This window comes from Mycobacterium sp. ABE4_509, from assembly GCF_056160785.1.
In genome coordinates this window covers 1-3,455 of the sequence record NZ_JBSWXU010000255.1, presented here as the reverse complement: position 1 = coordinate 3,455, position 3,455 = coordinate 1, and the positions used below count along the sequence as shown (strand labels likewise).

At 71.7% G+C, this 3,455-nt stretch carries 4 protein-coding genes; 2 read left to right on the top strand and 2 right to left on the bottom strand.

All coding sequences use genetic code 11. The annotated features are described in order from the left end of the window. Positions 1 to 576: NTF2-like N-terminal transpeptidase domain-containing protein (locus ACXAID_RS27515; protein ID WP_475025340.1), on the bottom strand; the 576-nt coding region annotated here is incomplete at its 3' end. Between the two features lie 94 nt (positions 577 to 670). Further along, positions 671 to 1,684 carry a 4-hydroxy-3-methylbut-2-enyl diphosphate reductase gene (locus ACXAID_RS27510; protein WP_475025339.1) on the bottom strand — a complete coding sequence of 338 codons (1,014 nt, stop codon included), beginning with the start codon at positions 1,682 to 1,684 and terminating at the stop codon, positions 671 to 673. A 53-nt stretch (positions 1,685 to 1,737) separates the two neighbouring features. Here ACXAID_RS27510 and ACXAID_RS27505 point away from each other — a divergent pair, with 53 nt between their 5' ends. Next, positions 1,738 to 2,361: a lipid droplet-associated protein gene (locus tag ACXAID_RS27505; protein ID WP_475025338.1), complete on the top strand. Its 624-nt coding sequence runs from the start codon at positions 1,738 to 1,740 to the stop codon at positions 2,359 to 2,361. A gap of 22 nt (positions 2,362 to 2,383) precedes the next feature. After that, positions 2,384 to 3,455: exodeoxyribonuclease VII large subunit (xseA, locus tag ACXAID_RS27500; protein ID WP_475025337.1), on the top strand; the 1,072-nt coding region annotated here is incomplete at its 3' end.

Here is a 3,455-nt window from a genome sequence, read left to right as displayed (position 1 = left end):
CTCCAGGGCGGCGGCCAGCGACTCGGGCGTCACGGTCGGGGCGATCGGGCCGACCAGCCCGGCCACGGCGGTCACGTCGGCGCCGGGCTGCAGGTCGACCAGCGTGACGATGTGCTGGGTGAGCAGTTCGGCACCGTTGCGGCCGAGCACCCGGGCCGCGGGTTCCGGGGCGAGGGTCGAGTAGGACAACGGCCCGTCGTCGAGCCCGGGCGCGACGACCTCGGGGCTCCACCGGATCCGCCACTCCGCGCCGTCGGCGGTCGCTTCCCCGTTGGTGGTGTAGGTCCACTCGTGGCTGTCATCGGGGCCGAACGTCCACGTGGCGTCGAGGGCGAAGCCGCCCTCGTCGTCCACCGCGCGCACCCGTTCGGTGCGGAAGGTGACGTCGGTGCCGAGGCTGGCGAACAGGTCGGTCAGGCTGGCCGCAGCGGCGGCCTGGTCGGAGGTCAGCGCGGCGGCCGCGTCGACGTCGCCGCGGCTGAGCGCATCGGCGAACGCCTGCACGGTGGCGTCCAGGCGGTCCTCGGCGTCGCTGCACCCGGCCAGCACCATGGTGACCGCGAGCAACACCGACATCGGCCAGCGGGCCGCGGCTGCGATTCTTCGACCGGTTCGTCGCAGTGTTCTTCGGGCTGGGTTCACGCCCGCAGAACGTACCCGTGCTTCCTGACTATCCGCGGGAAGGCCGGATCTCCCGAGGTAGAGCGAACACCAACGTCTCGTTGGCGGTGGTGACCGGCTGCACGACGTCGTAGCCGAAGTCGGCGAGGCGCTCGAGCACCCCGCGGACCAGGATTTCGGGCACCGAGGCCCCCGAGGTGACGCCGACGGTGGTGACCCCGTCGAGCCACTTCGGGTCGATGTCGTCGGCGTAGTCGACCAGGTGCGCGGCATCGGATCCGGCGCCCAGCGCCACCTCCACCAGCCGCACCGAGTTCGACGAATTGCGCGACCCGACGACGATGACCAGCTCGCACTCGGGCGCCATCGCCTTGACCGCGACCTGGCGGTTCTGCGTGGCGTAGCAGATGTCGTCGCTGGGCGGGTCCTGCAGAGTCGGGAACTTCTCCCGCAGCCGGCGCACCGTCTCCATCGTCTCGTCGACGCTCAGCGTGGTCTGCGACAGCCAGATCACCTTGCTCGGGTCACGCACGGTGACGTTGTCGACGGCGTCGGGGTTGTCGACCACCTGGACGTGGTCGGGGGCCTCACCGGCGGTGCCGACCACCTCCTCGTGACCCTCGTGACCGATCAGCAGGATGTCGTAGTCGTCGCGGGCGAACCGCTTCGCCTCGTTGTGCACCTTGGTGACCAGCGGACAGGTGGCGTCGATGACCTGCAGGTCGCGGGATTTGGCGGTCTGGTGAACGGTCGGGGCGACGCCGTGGGCCGAGAACACCACGATGGCGCCCTCGGGCACCTCGTCGGTCTCGTCGACGAACACCGCGCCTGCCTCGGCCAGCGTGTCGACGACGTGGCGGTTGTGCACGATCTCGTGGCGGACGTACACCGGCGCGCCGTGCTTCTCCAGCGCCCGCTCGACGGTTTCCACGGCCCGGTCGACACCGGCGCAGTACCCGCGAGGTTCGGCCAGCAGCACCCGCTTGCCCGCGACGCCACCGGCGAGCGAGCCCAGCGCAGTTTGGCTGGAGCCCGGGATCCCCATGTTGACAGTCGGTGGCATGGCTCCCAGGGTACTTACCACCCACCCGGGCCGCCCAGCCGTAGGCTGGGGCCATGGCAACTGCACCGTATGGGGTCCGGCTGCTCGTGGGCGCGGCGGCGACCGCCATCGAGGAAACCCGCAAGCTCCCCCAGACCATCCTGATGTACCCGATGACCTTCGCCAGCCACGTCGCGTCGCTGGTGATGAAGGTGCAGCAGGACGTCGCGGTCCTGGTGATCAAGGGCGATGAGACGTTGGAGACGATCTTTCCGCCCAAGGACGAGCAGCCCGAGTGGGCGACGTTCGACGACGATCTGCCGGGCGGTGCCGGCACGGCAGATGTCGCCGGCGCCGCTGACGTCGTGGACCTGCCGGTGCGCGAGAGCGGCGCGCGGATGACGGAGGGCCGGTACGCGCTGTTCAGCAGCGAACCCGAGGCCGCCAACGACCCGACTGACCCGGCCGGCCCCGACGGCGCCGACGGCTCAGCCGGCGAGGCCGCCGGCACCGACACCCCGGAGATCGTCGCCGAGCTGGAGTACGAGGCCCTGACCCTGGCGCAGCTGCGCGCCCGGCTGACCTCGCTGCGGGTGGCCGAGCTGGAGGCGTTGCTGTCCTACGAGGAGGCCACCAAGGCCCGCGCGCCGTTCCAGACGCTGCTCGCCAACAGGATCACCCGCGCCAGCGCGAAGTGACCGGCCGAGCGGACGCGGCCGGATGACTGCCGCGCAGGGGCAGTCGGCCGACAATCCGTTCCCGGTGCGCGGTGTGGCCGTCCGGGTGGCGGGCTGGATCGACAAGCTGGGCGCGGTCTGGGTGGAGGGGCAGATCGCCCAGCTGACGCTGCGGCCGAACTCCAACACCGCGTTCATCACGCTGCGCGACCCCGCCGCCGACATGTCGCTGTCGCTGACCTGCCCGCGCGATCTGGTCGTCAAAGCCCCGGTGAAGATGACCGACGGCACGCAGGTCGTCGTGTTCGGCAAGCCCAACTTCTATACCGGCCGGGGCACGTTCTCGCTGCGGGTCAGCGAGATCCGCGCGGTCGGCATCGGCGAGCTGCTGGCCCGCATCGAGCGGCTGCGCCGGCTGCTCGATGCCGAAGGGCTGTTCGACCCGCGGCTCAAGCGCCCGCTGCCGTTCCTGCCCGACACCATCGGTTTGATCACCGGCCGGGCCTCGGCGGCCGAACACGACATCACCGCGGTGGCCACCGCCCGCTGGCCGGCGGTGCGGTTCGCGGTGCGCAACACGGTGGTGCAGGGCCCCAATGCGGTGCCGCAGATCGTCGAGGCGCTGCGTGCGCTGGACGCCGACCGGCAGGTCGACGTGATCGTGCTGGCCCGCGGTGGCGGCAGCGTGGAGGACCTGCTGCCGTTCTCCGACGAGACGCTGTGCCGCGAGATCGCCCGGTGCGGGACGCCGGTGGTCAGTGCGATCGGGCACGAACCGGACAACCCGCTGTGCGATCTGGTCGCCGACGTGCGGGCGGCGACGCCCACCGACGCGGCCAAACGCATCGTCCCGGACACCGCCGCCGAGCAGGCGCTGGTCGCCGACCTGCGGTCGCGCAGCGCCCGGGCGCTGCGCAACTGGGTCAACCGTGAGCAGCACCAGGTGACCCAGCTGCGCAGCAGACCGGTGCTGGCCCGCCCGCTGGAGGGGATCACCGCGCGCGCCGAGGAGATCGACCGTGCCCGCACCACCGCACGCCGCGACGTCGGCCGGCTGTTGGCCGCCGAGTCCGACCGGGTCGAGCATCTCGCGGCGCGGCTGGCCACCCTGGGGC

Excerpts from the sequence above, each read along its gene's own strand:
- ACXAID_RS27505 (WP_475025338.1), top strand. The coding sequence starts at position 1,738 with ATGGCAACTGCACCGTATGGGGTCCGGCTGCTCGTGGGCGCGGCGGCG.
- ACXAID_RS27510 (WP_475025339.1), bottom strand. The coding sequence starts at position 1,684 with ATGCCACCGACTGTCAACATGGGGATCCCGGGCTCCAGCCAAACTGCG.